The organism is Martinezella lusitana, assembly GCF_010668395.1.
In the GTDB taxonomy this organism is placed as follows: Bacteria; Pseudomonadota; Alphaproteobacteria; order Rhizobiales; family Rhizobiaceae; genus Rhizobium; species Rhizobium lusitanum_A.
Genome location: NZ_WUEY01000038.1, coordinates 1 through 17,407, shown reverse-complemented (window position 1 = coordinate 17,407; position 17,407 = coordinate 1). Strand labels below are relative to the sequence as shown.

Annotated in this window: 19 protein-coding genes; 11 read left to right on the top strand and 8 right to left on the bottom strand. The window is 62.9% G+C overall.

What is annotated here, in order from left to right; all coding sequences use genetic code 11:
• Nucleotides 1–7: 7 nt before the first annotated feature.
• Nucleotides 8–238, bottom strand: a complete 231-nt coding sequence (locus tag GR212_RS35070; protein WP_163994390.1) for a hypothetical protein — start codon at nt 236–238, stop codon at nt 8–10.
• Nucleotides 239–394: 156 nt separating this feature from the next.
• Here GR212_RS35070 and GR212_RS35065 point away from each other — a divergent pair, with 156 nt between their 5' ends.
• The 4 genes from GR212_RS35065 to GR212_RS35050 are packed head-to-tail and all read left to right on the top strand — an operon-like array spanning nt 395 to nt 2,775.
• Entirely contained in the window at nt 395–754 is a 360-nt protein-coding gene (locus GR212_RS35065) for a YciI family protein (RefSeq protein WP_163994387.1), read from the top strand.
• A gap of 10 nt (nt 755–764) precedes the next feature.
• Nucleotides 765–1,127, top strand: a complete 363-nt coding sequence (locus GR212_RS35060; RefSeq protein WP_163994384.1) for a YciI family protein — start codon at nt 765–767, stop codon at nt 1,125–1,127.
• 17 nt (nt 1,128–1,144) lie between these two features.
• On the top strand, nt 1,145–1,522 hold the full coding sequence (locus GR212_RS35055; protein ID WP_163994383.1) for a YciI family protein: 378 nt from the start codon (nt 1,145–1,147) through the stop codon (nt 1,520–1,522).
• Between the two features lie 5 nt (nt 1,523–1,527).
• Nucleotides 1,528–2,775 carry a sigma-70 family RNA polymerase sigma factor gene (locus tag GR212_RS35050; protein WP_163994430.1) on the top strand — a complete coding sequence of 416 codons (1,248 nt, stop codon included), beginning with the start codon at nt 1,528–1,530 and terminating at the stop codon, nt 2,773–2,775.
• A 5-nt stretch (nt 2,776–2,780) separates the two neighbouring features.
• Here GR212_RS35050 and GR212_RS35045 read toward each other — a convergent pair whose 3' ends face one another.
• Nucleotides 2,781–3,740: a lysylphosphatidylglycerol synthase domain-containing protein gene (locus GR212_RS35045; RefSeq protein WP_163994379.1), complete on the bottom strand. Its 960-nt coding sequence runs from the start codon at nt 3,738–3,740 to the stop codon at nt 2,781–2,783.
• 95 nt (nt 3,741–3,835) lie between these two features.
• Here GR212_RS35045 and GR212_RS35040 point away from each other — a divergent pair, with 95 nt between their 5' ends.
• Together GR212_RS35040 and GR212_RS35035 are read left to right on the top strand one after the other, a co-directional pair.
• On the top strand, nt 3,836–4,855 hold the full coding sequence (locus GR212_RS35040) for a glycosyltransferase family 2 protein (RefSeq protein ID WP_163994377.1): 1,020 nt from the start codon (nt 3,836–3,838) through the stop codon (nt 4,853–4,855).
• Entirely contained in the window at nt 4,848–6,344 is a 1,497-nt protein-coding gene (locus tag GR212_RS35035) for a glycosyltransferase family 39 protein (RefSeq protein WP_163994374.1), read from the top strand. Before GR212_RS35040 ends, GR212_RS35035 begins: the two co-directional genes overlap by 8 nt.
• A 30-nt stretch (nt 6,345–6,374) precedes the next feature.
• Here GR212_RS35035 and GR212_RS35030 read toward each other — a convergent pair whose 3' ends face one another.
• On the bottom strand, nt 6,375–7,742 hold the full coding sequence (locus tag GR212_RS35030; RefSeq protein WP_163994370.1) for an aspartate aminotransferase family protein: 1,368 nt from the start codon (nt 7,740–7,742) through the stop codon (nt 6,375–6,377).
• 209 nt (nt 7,743–7,951) lie between these two features.
• Between GR212_RS35030 and GR212_RS35025 the strand changes: the two genes are divergently transcribed.
• A complete protein-coding gene (locus GR212_RS35025) occupies nt 7,952–9,292 on the top strand; it encodes a glutamine synthetase family protein (protein WP_163994367.1) in 1,341 nt (446 codons plus the stop codon).
• 5 nt (nt 9,293–9,297) lie between these two features.
• Here GR212_RS35025 and GR212_RS35020 read toward each other — a convergent pair whose 3' ends face one another.
• A complete protein-coding gene (locus tag GR212_RS35020) occupies nt 9,298–10,245 on the bottom strand; it encodes a diacylglycerol/lipid kinase family protein (protein WP_163994364.1) in 948 nt (315 codons plus the stop codon).
• A gap of 330 nt (nt 10,246–10,575) precedes the next feature.
• Between GR212_RS35020 and GR212_RS35015 the strand changes: the two genes are divergently transcribed.
• The gene (locus tag GR212_RS35015) at nt 10,576–11,784 is read left to right on the top strand and encodes an MFS transporter (protein WP_432444434.1); all 1,209 of its coding nucleotides are present in this window, start codon (nt 10,576–10,578) and stop codon (nt 11,782–11,784) included.
• Here GR212_RS35015 and GR212_RS35010 read toward each other — a convergent pair.
• Nucleotides 11,749–12,153, bottom strand: a complete 405-nt coding sequence (locus GR212_RS35010) for a winged helix-turn-helix transcriptional regulator (protein ID WP_163994359.1) — start codon at nt 12,151–12,153, stop codon at nt 11,749–11,751. The two genes, GR212_RS35015 and GR212_RS35010, sit on opposite strands and share 36 nt — an antisense overlap.
• A gap of 104 nt (nt 12,154–12,257) precedes the next feature.
• Here GR212_RS35010 and GR212_RS35005 point away from each other — a divergent pair, with 104 nt between their 5' ends.
• The gene (locus GR212_RS35005; RefSeq protein ID WP_163994357.1) at nt 12,258–13,271 is read left to right on the top strand and encodes a zinc-binding alcohol dehydrogenase family protein; all 1,014 of its coding nucleotides are present in this window, start codon (nt 12,258–12,260) and stop codon (nt 13,269–13,271) included.
• A 355-nt stretch (nt 13,272–13,626) separates the two neighbouring features.
• On the top strand, nt 13,627–15,000 hold the full coding sequence (gene mgtE / locus GR212_RS35000) for a magnesium transporter (RefSeq protein WP_163994354.1): 1,374 nt from the start codon (nt 13,627–13,629) through the stop codon (nt 14,998–15,000).
• 46 nt (nt 15,001–15,046) lie between these two features.
• On the opposite strand, the gene GR212_RS34995 is transcribed toward mgtE, so the two are convergent.
• A complete protein-coding gene (locus GR212_RS34995; RefSeq protein WP_163994351.1) occupies nt 15,047–15,520 on the bottom strand; it encodes an Lrp/AsnC family transcriptional regulator in 474 nt (157 codons plus the stop codon).
• Nucleotides 15,521–15,664: 144 nt separating this feature from the next.
• On the opposite strand from GR212_RS34995, the gene GR212_RS34990 reads away from it, so the two are divergent.
• Nucleotides 15,665–16,579: a DMT family transporter gene (locus GR212_RS34990; protein ID WP_163994348.1), complete on the top strand. Its 915-nt coding sequence runs from the start codon at nt 15,665–15,667 to the stop codon at nt 16,577–16,579.
• Nucleotides 16,580–16,679: 100 nt separating this feature from the next.
• Here GR212_RS34990 and GR212_RS34985 read toward each other — a convergent pair whose 3' ends face one another.
• Nucleotides 16,680–17,207 (bottom strand): GNAT family N-acetyltransferase, encoded by a 528-nt coding sequence (locus GR212_RS34985; protein ID WP_163994345.1) that lies wholly within the window; start codon nt 17,205–17,207, stop codon nt 16,680–16,682.
• Between the two features lie 6 nt (nt 17,208–17,213).
• Nucleotides 17,214–17,407, bottom strand: a 194-nt coding sequence (locus tag GR212_RS34980) for a 4Fe-4S dicluster domain-containing protein (protein WP_204326804.1), incomplete at its 5' end; no start/stop codon positions are given.

Sequence of the window (17,407 nt, the reverse complement as noted above, 5' to 3'; positions counted from 1 at the left end):
TTCGAGCCTATCGTCCGTCAACGGACACCGAAATCATCCTGCCAGCGGCCGCGACTTGCGGCCGTTCGTCGTTTGGGGCGGCCCCCAGGTTCAGGCACAGGATCAGCAGGGCGAAACCCGCAAGTCCGATCCAGATACGGAACACGACCCTCCCGGCATCCGCCGCTTCCAGCAGTTCCGCTTCCGACAACGTCTTTCTTTGCCAGTAATGCACGATTGCAGCTTCCAGGCTGTACATTTCCGTCACTCCTCTGGTGATGACGGAACTGGTCGACCGACGTCGTCCGTTTTCGACAGAGCTGGAAATTTTTGTCATGCTGCGGATCGGGATGTCGATTTGCTTGGCGGCCGCTCGTCTATGGCTGTCAGCAAAATCGAGAGAGGAGACGCTGTGATGAAATATCTCTGCCAGGTCTGGTTCGACGGCACGGTGCTCGACACCATGACGAAAGAGGAAAAGCACAGGCTGGATTCGGATTCACTCGGCTATGACCGCGACCTGACGGCGAGCGGCCACATGATCCATGCCGAAGCGCTGCAATCGCCACGCTCGGCGGTGACGGTGCGGGTCCGCAACGGCGAGACATCGGTGACGGACGGACCCTTTATCGAAACCAAGGAATATCTCGGCGGCTTCATCCTGATCGAAGCCAAGGACCTGAACGATGCGATCCGCGTCGCCGCCGGCATTCCGCTCGCCAAGCTCGGCAGCATCGAGGTGCGGCCGATCCATTCTTTCGGTCCGGACGCTTGAGGAGGCCGCGATGAAATTCCTTTGCCAGGTCTGGTTCGAAACCGCCGAGATCGCCAAGCTTTCCGAAGAGGACGGGCGAAAGCTGACCCAGGAGTCGATCGACAACGACAACCGGCTGCGCGACAGCGGCCACATCATCGTCGCCAACGCGCTGCGCGAGCCGCACACCGCGAGAACGGTTCGCGTGCGCAGGGGCGAAGCTGCCGTCACCGACGGACCGTTCGCTGAAATAAAGGAGCATCTCGGCGGCTTCGTGCTGATCGAGGCGCGGGACATGGACGAAGCGACGCGAATAGCGGCCACCTTCCCCGTTGCCCGCTACGGCATGATCGAGGTGCGCGCCGCCTTCGATATCCGCTTTCCGGACGAATGACTGAGAAAGGAAAAGACATGCGGTTTCTATGCCTGATCTACACATCCGTCGATGTCGACGGACGGCTGACGCCAAGCGAGATGAACCACCTGATCGGCGAGCATTTTGTCTATGACGAAGGCCTGCGGCAGGACGGCACCCTGATCGTTTCGGATGCACTGGAGCTTCGAAACAAATCGATCGTCATCCGACCGGATGGCGACGCATTTTCGGTGACGGACGGGCCGTTCGTGGAGACGAAGGAATATCTGGCCGGTTTCTATCTCATCGAGGCGCCGGATCTGGATAGCGCGGCCGATATCGCCCGAGGCATTCCCTCGGCGCGTTACGGCGCCATAGAAATTCGTCCGGTTCGTATCCTGACCCTTCAGGGAGATCTGGCGGAGGCATATTGACGCCCGTGTCGCCGAGCCAGACCATCGAAGGCATCTATCGCAGCCACTCGCGCCGCGTGCTGGCAACGCTGATCCGTCTGCTCGGCGATTTCGACCGGGCGGAGGAAGCGCTCCACGATGCCTTCGCCGCGGCGGCGCAGCAATGGACGGAGGAGACGATTCCCGCCAATCCCTACGCCTGGCTCGTCTCCGCCGGGCGCTTTCGCGCCATCGACCACATAAGGCGGCGAACGCGTTTCGACGCCGCTCGTTCGGACATTGCCGACAGCCTTTACCCGGAGGGAGAGGCGATGGAGATCGCCGAAAGCCAGGAGATCGAGGACGACATGCTGCGGCTGATCTTCACCTGCTGCCATCCCCTCATCCCGGCGGAGGCGCGCACGGCGATGGCGTTGCGCGAGGTCTGCGGGCTGACGACGGAAGAGATCGCCCATGCCTTCCTGATCCCGGCGCCAACCGTCGCCCAACGCATCGTCCGCGCCAAGAACCGCATCCGCGCCGCCCACATTCCCTACGAGGTGCCCGGCAAGGCCGAGCTGCCGGAGCGGCTGGCGCAGGTGCTGCATGTCATCTACCTCGTCTTCAACGAGGGCTATTCCGCATCCTCCGGCCCAGCCATCGTCCGCGCCGATCTCGCGGCCGAGGCTATCCGGCTCGGCAGGCTGCTGTTGCAGTTGCTGCCGGATTCGGAGGTCGAAGGGCTGCTGGCAATCATGCTGCTGCAGGATTCACGGCGGCTTGCGCGTACCGACGTGGCCGGCGATCTCATGCTGCTTGCCGATCAGGATCGCTCGCTCTGGGATCGCGGCCAGATCCGGGAAGGCTTGGCACTAGCGGCCCTGGCGATGGCGGCGGAAAGCGTCGGCAACTATGCGCTGCAAGCCGCAATCGCGGCAGAACATGCCCGCGCGGAGACTTCAGACGATACCGACTGGCGGCAGTTGGTGACGCTCTACGACCTGCTGCTGACGGCCAGTCCCTCTCCGGTGATCGAACTCAATCGGGCCGTGGCCGTTTCCATGCGCGACGGCCCTGCGGCGGCGCTTTCAATCGTCGAACGGCTGCTCCACGAAGAGCGCATGGCGCGATATCACCTCGGCCATGCCGCGAAAGCCGATTTCCTGCGCCGGCTCGGACGGCCGGACGAGGCGCGGCAGGCCTACGAAACGGCGCTTTCACTGTGCCAGCAAGGACCGGAGCAGGCATTTCTGCGCAAGCGCCTGGCCGAACTCGACGACACGGCTCGCCAATAGGCGGATCAGGCGCGCTTGCGCGAGGCAAGCAATCCGATCGCGGTGCCCGTCAGCGCCGAAACCACGATCAAGAGGTGAGCGTTGATGCTGGCCTGCGCCAGATTTTCGATTGCCGCCTTCTCGCTCGAAGCCCCGAACGCCATGGCACCCGCAGTAATGCCGGCCGGATAGGTGCCGACGCCGCCCGGCGCGTGCACCGGCAGGACGGAGGACAGTTCGCCGCCGAGCGCGCCGCCGAAGCTTGCAGACAGCGGGGTGACGTTCATGAGCCCGAGCGCCCAGGCAAGGACCGCGACCTTGACCAGCCAGTTGACCACCGTCGTCAGCCAGGCGCGCGCGAAGGCACCCGCGTCGACCGGCAGGCCGCGCTCCAGCTCGTGCACCAGCCCTTGCGCCTTCCTCGGCAGGAGGCGGGCGGCAAGGCGGATCAACGGCCGGCGGGAGGCAAAGCCCGCAACGGGCAGCAGCAGGAAAGCCACCCATATGATCCAGGCAAGACCACGATAGGGCGAGGCAAGCGCAAGACCGATGCCGGCGGCCGCGAGCAAGGCGTGCAGATCGAGCAGCCGCATGACGAACAGCGCCGAGGTTCCGCGCGCCAGCGGAATGCCGAATTCCGAGCGCATCAGCACCGGGAAGCTGGTCTCGCCGGTGCGAAACGGCATCATGATGTTCAGAAGGTTATGGACCTGCGTGACGCGGAACAGAGCTGCGAAATGACCCGATGTCTCCTTCGGGAAGTAATCGTAGATGCGCCAGGTGCGCAGGAAATAGGTGCCGGTCAGAAGCGCAAGCGCCAGAAGGATCGGCAGGGCGCCGACCTTGCCCCACTGCGCCAGGATGGAGCCCCAACCCCAGAACCACTCGATGAAGGCGGCGTAGGCCACGACGACAGCGAGCGTCAGCAGCATCATTCGGTTGCGAATAAACCAATTCTGTCGGCTGGCAACCATCGGAGTCTTCATGTAGTTAGGGCACCCAAATGCGAGCGGAGGCTGAAACCGGATTTATCGCTCGTTCCGTCCGGCAGGTTCTGCCGGTCTTTTAGGAGAAAGTAGAGTTGCAGACAACGGCAGAGTCGACCCTCCCCCAGGCCGATCCAGCAAGCCCCCTCGAGCTTTCGCTGGTCGTGCCCGTCTTCAACGAGGAAGAAAGCGTCGGACCGCTCATCGAGCGTATCTGCACCGCCATGACGAGCTTTTCCAGGCCATGGGAGCTGATCCTGGTAGACGACGGCAGCACCGACGCGACGCTTGCCAATGCGCGCCGGTCCCTTCCGCGAGAAGGGCTGACGCTGCGCATCGTCGAATTGCAGCGCAATTTCGGCCAGACGGCCGCCATGCAGGCCGGCATCGATGCGGCCAGCGGCCGCCTCATCGCCACCATGGACGGCGACCTGCAGAACGACCCGAAGGACATCCCCTCGATGGTCGAGGAGCTGGAGCGGCGGCAGCTCGACCTGCTCGTCGGCTGGCGCAAGAACCGTCAGGACGGCCTCCTGCTGCGCAAGATTCCCTCGTGGTGCGCCAATTACCTGATCGGCCGCATCACCGGCGTCAAGCTGCACGACTATGGCTGCAGCCTGAAGATCTACCGCGCCTCCATCATCAAGCAGGTGAAGCTGATGGGCGAGATGCACCGCTTCATCCCTGCCTGGGTTGCCGGCGTCGTGCCGAGCTCGCGCATCGGCGAAGTTCCCGTCACGCATCATGCCCGCCAGCATGGCACCTCGAAATACGGGATTTCGCGCACCTTCCGCGTCATTCTCGACCTGCTGTCGGTGATGTTCTTCATGCGCTACAAGGCGCGGCCGGGCCACTTCTTCGGCTCGCTCGGCCTCGGCCTCGGTGCGCTGGCCGGCCTGATCCTGCTCTGGCTCTTCGTCGACAAGTTCATCTTCGGCGACGATATCGGCAACCGGCCGCTGCTATTGGTCGGCGTCGTGCTGCTGCTGTCGTCCGTGCAGATGATCACGACCGGCATCCTCGCCGAAATGATCGCACGCATCTACTATCGCGACGATCTCTCGCCGAACTACATCGTGCGCAAGATCTTCGACAGGGATCATCAGGATGCATAGGTTTCTGGTCCGCCGACCGGATGCCGTCATTCCCCTGCTTGCCGGCTATTTCCTGATCGAATTCCTCGTGCGCCTCGCCATGCCGCACGGCCTGCGCTACGACGAGTCGCAGCAGGCGCTGTTTTCGCAATGGCTGACCTTCGGCTACGACTCGCAGCCGCCGCTCTACAACTGGGTGCAGTCGATCGTCGTGTCCGTTTTCGGGCTTTCGCTGGCGGCGATCTCCAGCGTCAAGAACCTCTTCCTCTTCCTGGTCTATGTCAGCTATTACCGGCTGGCCCGGGAAGTGCTGACCGACAAGGTTTTTGCGGCGATCGCGACGCTGTCTCTGCTCACCATCCCGCAGTTCTTCTGGGAAGCCCAGCGCGATCTGACGCATACCGTGGCGCAGCTCGTCACCATCAACCTGTTTCTTTGGGGCGTGATCCGTACGCTGAAGGCCCCGAGCCTCGGCTCCTATATCTTCACCGGCGTCGCGCTCGGCCTCGGCATGCTGTCGAAATACAATTTCGCCCTGCTCGTGGCCGGTGCCTTCGTCGCCGTGCTGATGCATCCGCAGGGGCGCGCACGGGTCTTCGACAAGCGCTTCCTGCTCACCATCGCCATCTCCGTGCTGATCTTCCTGCCGCACGGCCTTTGGCTGATGCATAATCTCGGCCTCGCCTCCGGCCGCACGCTCGGCATCATGGAGCAAAACGCACCGGATGGCGCCTTCGCGAAGTTCGTGAAGGGACCGGTGAAGTTCCTCCGGCTGATTCTCGTCATCAGTGCGCCGACGCTCGTCGTCTATGCGCTGGTCTTCGGCAAGAGCCTGCTCAAGAATCTCGGGCGGTCGAACGAATGGACCCGCTTCTTCGAGATCCTTCTGGCCGTCATCGCCATTCTCATAGTCATCCTGATCGTCACCATCGGCATGACCGACATGCGCGACCGCTGGCTGCTGCCCTTCCTGTTCCTGCTGCCGATCTATCTTTGCCTGAAGATGGAAATTGCCGGGATCAAGGCCGCGGATTTCGGCAAGCGCTTCTTCTACGTGCCGCTCGTTATGATGGTCGTTATCCCGGCGCTGCTGCTGATCCGCACCTTTTTCCCGTCTTGGTTCGGCGCCTTCGACCATTACAACACGCCCTATCCGGCCTTCGTGCAGCAGATCGTGGCCGCCGAGGGCAAGAGGCCTGGCCTGGTGCTGACCGACGGATGGCTGCCCGCCGGCAATCTGCACCTGCAGCTTCCCGACGCTCCCGCCATGTCGCTCTTCTTCCCGAACCTGAAGAGGGACTACGAATGGACTGCCAGCCGGCCGATCCTGATCGTGTGGCGCCCCGGCAAGGATAATGGCGTCATGCCGGTGGAATTGTCGAACTGGCTGCGCGATACGCTCGGTCCGCAATATGCGACGCCGGATACCAAGCTTGCCGGCGTGCAATATATCCACGGCAAGCCCGGCGAGATGGCGTCCTTTGCCTATGGGTGGGTCTATCCGAAATAAGCGGCACGTCTCCGCGCGTGCCGCCCTTTCCTACGGCTTTACCTCTGCCCAAACGGCATCGAGCGCGCCGCGTGCGATGCGCACCATCGCGTCTACCTCACGATGGCTGATGACGAGCGGCGGCGAAGCCAGCATGCGGTCGCCGGTTGCGCGCAGCACCAGACCGTTCGCCAGCGCATGGTTGCGCACGGCCGAGCCCACCGCATCCGGCTTGTCGAAGCGGCGACGGGTGGATTTGTCGGCGGCAAGCTGCAACGCGCCCATCAGACCGATGCTGACGGCTTCGCCGACCATGTCGTGATCCGCAAGGCTGCCCCAGGCTCTCGCGAAATAGGGACCGATCTCGTCGCGAACACGCTCGATCAGCCGTTCCTCCTCAAGGATTCGCAAATTCTCGAGCGCGGCGGCGGCGCAGACCGGATGGCCGGAATAGGTGAAGCCGTGATTGAATTCGCCGACCTCGTTGATGAGCACATCGGCGATGCGATCGCTGACGAGCACGCCGCCGATCGGCAGGTAGCCGGAGGACAGGCCCTTGGCGATCGGCGCAAGATCGGGCTCGACGCCGAAATGCTGATGGCCGAACCATGCGCCGAGGCGGCCGAAGCCGCAGATGACTTCGTCGCAGACGAGCAGAATGTTCCTCGCCTTGCAGATGCGGGCGATCTCGGGCCAATAGGTCGAGGGCGGGATGATGACGCCGCCGGCGCCCTGCACCGGCTCGGCAACGAAAGCCGCGACATTGTCCTCACCCAGTTCGTCGATCTTGGCTTCGAGTTCGAGGGCGATCTTGAGACCAAATTCTTCCGGCGAGAGATCGCCACCCTCGGCATACCAATAGGGCTGGCCGATGTGGACGACGCCGGGGATCGGAAGATCTCCCTGCTCGTGCATGTACTTCATGCCGCCCAGGCTGGCGCCGGCGACGGTCGAGCCGTGATAGCCATTTTTGCGGGCGATGACGGTCTTCTTCGTCGGCTTGCCGACGGCGCCCCAATAGACCCGAGCCATGCGGAACCAGGTATCGTTGGCCTCGGAACCGGAATTGGTGAAGAAGACGTGGTTGAACTGCGGCCCGGCATGGGCGCAGACCTTCTCGGCCAAAAGCGTCGCGGGCGTCGTCGTGGTGCCGAAGAAGGTATTGTAATAGGGCAGCTCGCTCATCTGCCTGACGACGGCATCGGCGATTTCGGTGCGGCCGTAGCCGATGTTCACGCACCAGAGGCCGGCAAAGCCATCCAGATACTTCCGCCCTTCCGCATCGAAGATATAGACGCCCTCGCCGCGCTGGATGACGCGCGCACCATCGGCATTGAGCTTCTTCATATCCGCAAAGGGATGGAGGTGGTGGGCGGCGTCGAGGGCGGCGAGATTGGAGCGGCTTGGCGTGTCGGACATGGTCTATTCGAACCCTCTTTGAATTGGGGCCTGTCAGGCAAATCCGCCTGTGCCGCGACGATGTGCATGGCCCTCACCCTAGCCCTCTCCCCGTAGAACGGGGCGAGGGCTAGGGTGAGGGGCTAAGCTCCAGGCGCAGCGCAGCCAGACTTGACTGAAAGCTATCTTGGTTTACGACCATGCCGTGAGCATGGGGGATTTACAAGAGCATGGCGGCCGACAACGCAACCGAAGGTAACGCGCGCATCGAGGTGCTGATATCGGACATGAACGGCCGGCTGCGGGGCAAGCAGATTCCGATCGCGGCCGAAAAGAAGGTCTGGTCCGGCGCCGTGCGGCTGCCGACCTCGACGCAATCGCTCGACATATGGGGCGACGACAACGACGATATCACCGGCCTGTCGCTGACGATCGGCGATCCGGACGGAACATGCGTTGCGGACAAGCGCACGCTGGCGGACATGCCCTGGGCGCCGCCGGGGTCGAAGCAGGTGCTGGCCACCATGCATGAGCTCGACGGCAGCCCGAGCTTTCAGGATCCACGCGCCATTCTCGCCGCCGTGGTCGATCGCTACAAGGCGCTCGGCCTGACGCCGGTGGTGGCAACCGAGCTGGAATTCTATCTGCTCGCCGGAGACTGGCGCGAAAGGGGCACCCCCTCGCCGCCTGCGGCGCTGACCTACCAGGGCGAGCCGAACGGCTTCCAGCTCTACGACATGGACGCCGTCGATCTTCTCGGGGACTATCTCGAAACGCTGCGCAGCTACGCGAGAGCGCAAGGGCTGCCGGCGGATGCGACGACGGCGGAATTCGGGCCCGGCCAGTTCGAAGTCAACCTGCTGCATCGCCCTGACGCGCTGGCCGCGGCCGACGACTGCATCATGCTCAAGCGCGTGGCCGAGCAGGCCGCACGCAAGCACGGCCTGAAATCGACCTGCATGGCCAAGCCCTATACCGATCACGCCGGCTCGGGGCTGCACGTCCATGCCAGCATCGTCGACGATCAGGGCCGCAATGTCCTCGATGCGGCGGGCGGCGAGCCAAGGAAATTGAAGTCGGTCTGCGCGGGATTGCTGCAGACGTTGCAGGATGCGCAACTGGTCTTTGCGCCCTATGCCAATTCCTATCGCCGTTTCCAGCCGGGCTCGTTCGCCCCCGTCGACCTGACCTGGGGCTACGGCCATCGCGGCACGGCCGTACGCATTCCCGAAAAGGATGGGCCGGGCGCGCGCATCGAGCACCGCGTCGCCGGCGCCGACGCCAATCCCTATCTGATGCTGGCGGCGATCCTCGGCGGCATGCTGCTCGGGCTGGAGAACGAGCTGGACCCCGGCGAGGAAACCACGCCGGCTTACGTGCCGGCCGATGCGCCGCGCCTGACGCATGATTTCCTAACGGCGGTGGAACGCTTCCGTGCCTCGGCCTTCGTCGCCGACATCTTCGGCGAGCCCTATCGGAAGCTCTACGGCGATACGAAGCACAAGGAGGCGATCCGCTACCTGCGCAGCGTTTCCGATTTCGACTACCGGACCTACCTGCCGCGCCTCTGACGGTTTCAGACGGCCATGCTGTCGACGGCGCCCTCGCGAGCGACCTTGATCGCGGTTCCCTGTTCGACCATGACCTTGAGCTCGCCGGGATGGACCTTCAACGTCACGTCGCGTTCCAGCGGCAGGAGTTCGCCGTCCATGACGCAGTTTGCGAGCTGGCGCAGATTCGGAAAATGCAGATGCACTTCCGGCGCATGCATGATCATCACATCGGTATTCTGGCGAACCCGTCCGCGCAATATGTCGATGGCGAGGCGGGCGACGCCGAGCGGCCGCAGGGGTTTTGCGGTGTAAAAGCCCAGTTCGCCGCTGCGCAGGCTGTCGGCATAAAGCAGCGCATTGGCGCCGAAGGGATTATTGGAGACCGAAATCGCCGAGACATGCCGACGCTCGCGAACATCGCCGGCCTCGAAATCGACGTCGAACTCCGGCGGGTTGGCGATCACGCCAAAGGCGGCGCGCGTGCTGGCGGACATTTTCCCGATGCGCGAGCGATAGGTATAGCCGTTGCGATAGCGCACCATGCGCGCATGCAGGCCCGCCGAAAACTGGTGCACGAAGGCGCGGCCATTGGCGCTGCCGATATCGACGTTATCGACCTCGCCTGTCGCCAACACGGTCAGGGTCTGCCAGATATCGAGCGGCAGCCGCAGCGAACGGGCAAAGAGGTTCATGGTCCCGGCCGGAATGACGCCGAGCGCGACGCCGTTCTTCCAGGCGATGGCGGCAGCGGCCGAAATCGTGCCATCGCCGCCGCCGGCGACAATGCCGTCAATGTCGTCGCGACGGGCCGCGCGCTCCATCGACGACACGACGCTGCGCCCTTCCACGACCACAGCTTCGAAATCGTGGCCGGCATCGCGGAAGACCTGTTCCGCTCTCTTCTCGTAGGCAGCCATGTCGGTCGTCCGGAACGTACCGCCATCACGATTGAAAAAGCCGATCAATTTCATTGGGGCTCTTGGTTTTCCGCAAATTGTGTTTCGGTCAGGGGCTGAAATCCCGCGCGCTTGTTCACAGATGGTTTTGGACAGTGCGATTTCAAGCGTTGCAACCGTTTCGTCCGACCGCACGACACCTACTTATGCACGATACGACATGCTGCGCTGCAAAAAATGCACGCGACAGAAGTATCGTTGTCATCGATACTATCTGCTGAGGCATGTCCATGCCCCTCCAGTTCCTTATTCCATTCCGATGCACTGAACGCCGAACGACGGGGTTTGCTGCCTGATTCGCGGCGCTTAGCCCGGCTTGCCGCCCAAGGAGTTTTCGTGAGCGATATTGCCGTCGAGGCCCTCGATACCCAAACCGCGGTGGAAGCGCCCTCGCGCACCGCCATTGCGCTTGTGACGCTGGCCCTGGCCGTCGGCAGCTTCGGCATCGGCACGGGCGAATTCGTCATCATGGGCCTGCTGCCCAATGTGGCGGATACTTTCGGCGTCACCACGCCGGAGGCAGGCCACGTCATCAGCGCCTATGCGCTCGGCGTCGTCGTCGGTGCGCCGATCATCGCCGTTCTTGCCGCCAAGATGGCGCGTCGCACGCTGCTTCTGCTGATGATGGCGATCTTTGCCGCCGGCAATATTTCCAGCGCGTTCGCGCCGACCTTCGAAAGCTTCACCGCGCTGCGCTTCATCACCGGCCTGCCGCACGGCGCCTATTTCGGCGTTGCCGCGCTTGTCGCCGCCTCCATGGTGCCCGTCCATCGCCGTGTCCGCGCCGTCGGCCAGGTCATGCTCGGCCTGACGATCGCCACGCTGATCGGCACCCCGATCGCCACTTTCCTCGGTCAGCTGCTCGAATGGCGCGCGGCTTTCATGATGGTCGGCGGCGTCGGTCTCGTCACCATGCTGCTCATCGCCCTCTTCCTGCCGAAGGACAAGGTCGAGGAAGGTGCCAGCATCACCCGCGAACTCGGCGCGCTCAAGCGCGTTCAGGTCTGGCTGACGCTCGGTGTCGCCGCCGTCGGCTTCGGCGGCATGTTCTCGATCTTCAGCTATGTCGCCACGACGACGACCGACGTTGCGGGCCTCGGCTCCGCCATGGTCCCGGTCGTGCTTGCGCTCTTCGGCATCGGCATGAATGTCGGCAACATCGTCGGATCGCGTCTGGGCGACATTTCGATCAAGGGAACGATCGGCGGCATGATGATCTTCAACATCGTCATCATGACGCTGTTTTCGCTGACGGCCGCCAATCCGGTCATGCTCTGCGTCTGCGTCTTCCTGATCGGCTGCGGCTTTGCCGCCTGTCCGGCCGTGCAGACCCGGCTGATGGACGTGGCCGCGGATGCGCAGACGCTGGCCGCCGCCTCCAACCACTCCGCCTTCAACATCGCCAACGCGCTCGGCGCCTGGCTCGGCGGCCTCGTGATCTCCTGGGGCTTCACGGCGGCCGCGACCGGCTATGTCGGCGCCGTCCTCTCCGTCGGCGGTCTCGCCGTTTTCATCGTGTCAGTTGGCCTGGAGCGTCGCACCGGTCACGCATGACATCGACGGGCCGGCAAGCTCCTGCCGGCCGTTGTGGCAAAACACATTCTCCTCACCCCATACGGCCATCGCCTTGATGATCGGCTTCAGGCTGGCGCCGAGCGGCGTCAGCGCGTAGTCGACGCGCGGCGGCACGACGGGGAAGACGGTGCGTGACACCAGCCCGGATTCCTCCAGCTCGCGCAACTGCTTCGTCAGCATGCGCTGCGTCACCGATGGCAGCTTGCGGCGGATCTCATTGAAGCGCAGCGTTCCCTCCATCAGGTGAAACAGGATCACGCCCTTCCATTTGCCGTCGAGCAGGCTCAGCGTCGCCTCGACCGGGCACCCCGGAAAATTTCTGACAAGCTTGGAGCGGGGAACCGACATCGACAGTATCCTTTTTGTACCTACGTACAGAATTTGTGCATTCTTGCACCTTTTGAGGATAATGCGCATCTAGCCTCCGTGCAACAAACCGAGGAGCTTCTCCCATGCGCGCAGTCGCCTACAAGCAACCGCAGCCTATCACCGCAGAAACATCGCTGATTGACATCGAGCTTCCAACGCCCGAGGCCAAGGGTCACGATCTGCTCGTCGAAGTGAAGGCGGTCTCCGTCAATCCGGTCGACGTCAAGGTCCGCGCCAATGTCGCTCCGGCCGAGGGCGAGTACAAGATCCTGGGCTGGGATGCGGCCGGCATCGTCAAGGCGGTCGGCCCCGACGTCACCATGTTCAAGCCGGGCGACGAGGTCTTCTACGCCGGCGCCATCAATCGCGGCGGCTCGAACGCCGAGTTCCATCTCGTCGATGAGCGCATCGTCGGCGCCAAGCCGAAGAGCCTCGATTTCCCGGCTGCGGCGGCGCTGCCGCTGACTTCCATCACGGCTTATGAAGCTCTGTTCGACCGCCTGAAAGTACAGGACTCCGTCCCCGGAACCGCCAATGCGATCCTCATCATCGGCGGCGCGGGCGGTGTCGGATCGATCGCCATCCAGATCGCGCGCGCCTTGACCGATCTCACCGTCATCGCCACCGCATCCCGGCCGGAAACCCAGGCCTGGGTCAAGGAGCTGGGAGCCCATCACGTCATCGACCATTCGAAGCCGCTTGCACCGCAGATCGAGGCGCTCGATATCGGTGCGCCGGCCTTCGTCTTCTCGACCACCAACACATCGGATCATATCGGCTCGATCGTCGATGCCATTGCGCCACAGGGCCGCTTCGCCCTGATCGACGATCCGAAGACGCTCGACGCCGTGCCTTTCAAGCGCAAGGCGATATCGATCCACTGGGAGCTGATGTTCACCCGCCCCCTCTTCCATACCGCCGATATGATCGAGCAGCACAGGCTGCTGACGAAGGTGGCGGAGCTGGTGGATGCCGGCAAGATTCGCTCGACGCTGACGGAGACCGCGGGCACGATCAACGCGGCCAACCTGAAGAAGGCGCACGCCCTCGTCGAGACCGGAAAGATGAAGGGAAAGGTGGTCCTGGCGGGCTTCTGAACGACGGGAAATCACGGCAAATCCGGCCGGGCGCATGTCGTCCGGCCGCTTTGTTTAAACGTATTTGCACAAAGTTTTGTTGCATCGCAAAAAATTGCAGCCGCCTAAACAAATTTTTATCGTAAGATCGCGCGTTTAGGCGCTTCCGCCTCTTGACTTTTCATGCCTTCGGCGCGACTTCTCGCGACATGGGAAACACCGTTTTTCCATACCGATTAACCGGAGCCATCTTTCGATGCCTAGCGACAGTAGTAGTCGATTGCCTTTGCCGTCAGTAGCATTCGTGCACTAACCGACTCCTGTCGGCTCGCCACGATCCGCTACGACGGCGGATCGACCGGAAAGGCGAGCTATAATGAACATCAACAGCTTTCCCATGCGGGCCGGCAATGCCGCTCGTGCATTCATCAATAACAATCGCGCCGTAACCATTGCGGAACGCGTCGAGGCTCTGAACGCAGTCGATGTGGCAGAAGCTGCCAACATCCTTGCCAAAATGCCGGAAGAGCGCGCCGTGCGCATTCTCGACCGGCCGGAACTGCGCAACGCACACGCCATTCTCGAAGTCATGGGCAATGCAGACGCCTCGCGGCTGCTGCACGGCATGTCCAACGACCGCGTCGCCGACGTGCTCCTCGAAATGGATATCGACACGCGCGCCCGGCTCTTTGCCACGTTCGACGAGCATGCCAGGGTCGCAATCCAGGGCCTGATGGGCTATCCGCCCCGCACGGCCGGCGGCATCATGACGACGGAATTCGTCAGCGTGCTTGCAAGCTGGACCGTCGCGCAGACGCTCGATCACGTTCGCCAGGTCGAGCGCTCCCGCGAAACCGTCTATGCCATCTATGTGCTCGACGACGAGACGCATGTGCTGCTGCATGTCGTGACGCTGCGCCGTCTCATCACCGGCGAGCCCGATGCCTGTATTCTCACCGTGGCGCAGAAGGGCACGCCGGTCACGGCGCCGCCGCTGATGAAGCAGGAAGACGTCGCCCGACTGATCCGCCGGCACGACCTGCTGGCGCTTCCGGTCGTCGACGACAAGGGGCATATGCTCGGCATCGTCACCGTCGATGACGTCATCGACACGATGATCGCCGATACGACCGAGGACGCCCAGAAGTTCGGCGGCATGGAAGCCCTCGGCCAGCCCTATATGAAGATCAGCTTCGGCGGCATGATCCGCAAGCGCGCCGGCTGGCTCGCAGCCCTCTTCCTCGGCGAAATGCTGACGGCAAGCGCCATGCAGCATTTCGAGGGCGAGCTGGAAAAGGCCGTGGTGCTGACCCTGTTCATCCCGCTGATCATGAGCTCGGGCGGCAATTCGGGTTCGCAGGCGACGTCGCTGATCATCCGCGCCCTGGCGCTCGGCGAACTCAAGCTTTCGGACTGGTGGCGCGTCGCGATCCGCGAATTGCCGACCGGCATCGTGCTCGGTGCGATTCTCGGCCTCGTCGGTTTCGCCCGCATCGTACTCTGGCAGAACATCGGCCTCTTCGACTACGGCCCGCACTGGCAGCTCGTCGCCTTGACCGTCTTCGCAGCCCTGATCGGCATCGTCACCTTCGGTTCGCTTGCCGGCTCGATGCTGCCGTTCGTTCTGCAGAAGCTGCGGCTCGACCCGGCCAGCGCATCGGCGCCGTTCGTTGCAACGCTGGTCGACGTCACCGGCCTGGTGATCTACTTCTCAGTGGCACTGCTGATCCTCAGCGGTACGATGCTCTGAGAATGACCAAACTCTGACGACGAAGGAGCCGGCAACGGCCCCTTTTTCATTCCGGGGCAGGCAATTTCAGCGCGCCGTTGGTCTTGAGGGTGCGGATAGCGAAGTTCGAGCGCATGTCGACCACGCCGGGAAGGACCAGAAGCTTCTCCGACATCACCTTTTCATAGGCGGCAAGATCCTCCACCACGACCTCCGCCAGGAAATCTGCGGTTCCCGAGATCAGGTGGCAGGCGATGATCTCCGGAATGGCAAGCAGCGCGGCCTGCTGTGCCTCGGAATTCTCCTTCGTATGATGACCGACCTTGAGCTCCACGAAGACCGTGAGGCCCAGCCCGGCCTCCTTCCGATCGATATCGGCTTGATAGCCGCGCAGCAGCCCCGATTTTTCCAGATTGCGAATGCGCCGCAGGCAGGGCGACGGCGAGAGATTCACGCGCTCGGCGATCTCGACATTGGTGGCGCGCGCATCCTCCTGCAGGCAGTTGAGGATCGCAATATCGAATTTATCCAGTTTTGGCATCTTCAGTAAGCTCAATTGGCAATATTGGCAGATTATTGCTCATAACATGATTTTCGAGCCATAACTAGCAAGGACATGCCTCGGCCTTTGGCGCTATCTTTTCCGCATTCAAAAATAAACAGGATAGTTGGAAAGGATATGTCGATGACCGCTTTGTCTCTCTCCACCCGCAAGGCAACACCCACCGCGATCGGCTATGCAGGCGCTATCGTCACCGTATTGATCTGGGCAAACTGGATTCTCGCCACGCGTCACACCGCCGAGACGCAGATGACCACGATCGATCTCGGCCTCATCCGCTATGGCGTGCCGGCACTGGTATTGGCCCCGGTCTGGTGGCGGACCGGCCTGCTGCCGAAGGGCGTGTCGCTGAAACTGCTGGCGCTGATGGTCTGCGGCTCGGGCGCCCTCTTCTTCCAGCTGACCACCTTCGCCATTCAGTTCACGCCCGCCTCGGCGGCCGGCATTCTGCTCGGCGGCTCCATGCCGCTGGCAACCGCGCTGATCGGCGTGCTGCTGTTTCGCGAGAGGTTGGATGTGACCCGCTGGCTCGGCCTCGGCGGCATCGTCGCCGGCGTCGTCATCCTGCTGGCCCGCAGCCTCTACGGCGTGCAGATCTCCTGGGCCGGCTTTACGCTGCTACCGCTGGCCGCCCTGCTATGGGCAAGCTACACCCACGCTTTCCGCCGCTCGGGCCTGAGCGCCGTGCAATCCAGCGCCATCATCGCCGTCTGGTCGTTCCTGATCCACCTCGGACTGGCCGCCGTCTTCGGCAGCTCGCTGACTTCGGTGCCGCTGCCGGAAATCGGTCTGCAGATCGTCAGCCAGGGCCTGCTGTCCGGCCTTGCCGCCACCCTCGCCTATGGTCTTGCCGTCCAGGCTCTCGGCGGCACGCAGGCCGCAGCCTTCACCGCCATCACGCCCGTCCTCGCCACCATCGGCGGCGGCTTCCTGCTCGGTGAGGAAATCGGATTGGCCGGCATTGCGGCAGCGATCGTAACGGGTGCCGGCGTCGCCCTCTCGACCGGCCTGCTCGCCCGGAAGCCTGCCCGGCATTAGTTCCATCTCGCAGATATATGGCACGCCCGTCAGCTCGAGCGGTTCGCGAAAACGTCGAACCGCTCGAGCTATTTATTTTCATGCAGTCGACGTGAAAAGCTTAGAATCGAAGCGCCATGGCCACGCGTCTGGCCGGGTCGGCACCATGGGCAACCTCGTTCTCCACGATCCGGGTGAGAACGGCCGGCCGTTCCTCGTCCCCCAGGATGCGAAACCCCACCGAGGTATAAAAGGGTGCGTTGAAGGCCACCTGCCGGTCTGTCGTCAAAGTGACGCCTGCGGCACCTTGCGTTTTCGCCGCTGTAATCGCAGCTTCCATCAGCCGCCGTCCGACGCCTTGTTTCTGCCGGCGTCTGATGACATCGATCTCGGCAATGTGAACGGAGCCGTCCTTGCGTATGCCCGCCAGGAAGCCGAACGGCTGATCCTCGCCGTCGACGGCAACGAATAGCAACCGCTCCGCCAGAGATTGTTGCAGGACGTCGAGAGGCAGCGATGTCGGCTCGCAAGCGACAGCGCCGGCCTCATGCAGAGCCCAGAACGCATCGATCTCGATGGCGGCAAGCAGATGCAGTTCGTCGGCCCTGGCCGAACGGATCGTCCAGGCACCGTGTTCGATCTCGGTCATTCCATCTCACATATTCGGATAGACTGGTCCCTCGCCGCCCTGCGGTGGGACCCAGTTGATGTTCTGGTTGGGATCCTTGATGTCGCAGGTCTTGCAGTGGACGCAGTTCTGGGCGTTGATGACGTAGGTCTCCTTGCCGTCCTTCTCTACCCATTCGTAGACGCCGGCCGGACAGTAGCGCGTCGACGGGCCGGCAAAGA